General features: G+C 62.7%; 1 protein-coding gene. It reads right to left on the reverse strand.

The features are described 5' to 3' along the window. The gene (locus FXB40_RS43360; RefSeq protein WP_148778357.1) at positions 1-1290 is read right to left on the reverse strand and encodes an IS4 family transposase; all 1290 of its coding nucleotides are present in this window, start codon (positions 1288-1290) and stop codon (positions 1-3) included. Positions 1291-1478 lie beyond the last annotated feature (188 nt).

Below are 1478 nucleotides of genomic sequence, written 5' to 3' on the forward strand. Positions count from 1 at the left end.
CTAGGGCATGCACATATCTCTGAGGCTCCATCCTGCTGCGACGGCCCGGAAGTATTCGAGGCCGTTTTTGAAGGTGATCGGGCCCGGCGGCTTGGACGATGGGTAGCCGTCCCAACCGCCGAGACGGCCGATGATCCAGGCGGCCCAAGCGAGGCTGTCGGGCGGATGCGGGTTCTTTAGTCGCTTGCTCTTGGCTTCGAGTTGCTTGTTGAGAGCAGCAAGCGCGCCGATCTCGCCGTCGTCGAAGGCAACACGAAGAGGCTGCGAACCGCCCCCGCGCGCTTGCAGAAGCTGGATCGTGATGACAGCCGCCTTGGCGGCGATAGCGACCAGCTTGAGAAGGCGATCGGCGGTTCCGATCTGGCTGTCTTCGAGCTTGAGGCCTTGTGTCTTCAGGACGCGGAAGAACTGCTCGATGATCCAGCGCTGCTTGTACCATTGCACGATACGCCAGGCATCTTCGATGCCGGCGACATCGTGGGAGGTGAGAAGCCGCCAGTGCAGCGGCTCCACGTCGGCTTCGGCATTGATCTCGCGCACGTCGACCACCGCCAGCGGCAGGCTTTTCGGCAGATGATGCAGGAACTTACTCTGTGGGCGGGCAAGCTCGATCGTGCCAAAGCGAAGCTCGAGCCGGGCCAGACGTGCCGGCCGCGCGGCGCGCGCAGGCAGTTGGACCGCACGCCGATCCACCGCCGCCATGGCATCGCTGGCCTCATATAAACCGCTACGGTCTGCAAGCTTGCGGTCATGCATGCTGCGCGCGATGACGTGGAAGTGTTGCTCAGCCGAACTGGCATAAAGGGCAAATATATCGCTCTCGCGATCACCCAGCACTGTCACCGCCGAGGCCTTGGTGAGCAGCGGCTTGGCCGCAACGGCGGTGGATATCCAGCGCTGCGATTCCTTGTCCGATAATTCCCGATCGTCGTGCGAGGTCGTGCGGCGGCCTTTGCGCGTCCATATCTGCCCGCTCAAAAGTCCAAGACAGGCGCCATCGGCGGCATCCACCGCCAGCAGCGGATGCAACAGCAGGCCGTGGTTATTGCCTTTGCCGATCTCCCCGAGCCCTCGCCGACGTTGCGGCGTCGTGTTGAAGTGGATCTCGCTGGTGTCCTGGATCGCCAGCACGTGGCGGCCCTCTATCGCCGCGACCGTGCCTTCGCTCCAGCTTTCGATGATCCGCTCCGCTGTCACCTTGTCGTGGCCGAGAAAGCGGTTGAACCGCACTTCCAGCGCGCGGTCTCCCCTGGAGAGCCGACGCAGACAGACCGTCTTGCCCGCAACCATGCGTTCGACGAGCGCCGCCCCCCTTTATCGAGACGACAATCCCCGAACCGGCCCAATGTCCAATCGATGCCTGACAGCATGCCAACACCTCCGCCAAAGCCGAAGTGTCGCAATAGGAATCACACAAAGTGCCGATTCGGGAATCCCCCCGGCAACTTCTTGCCGAACCAGATGTGTGCATCCCCTAG

The sequence above is a fragment of the Bradyrhizobium rifense genome (genome assembly GCF_008123425.1).
In the GTDB taxonomy this organism is placed as follows: domain Bacteria; phylum Pseudomonadota; class Alphaproteobacteria; order Rhizobiales; family Xanthobacteraceae; genus Bradyrhizobium; species Bradyrhizobium rifense.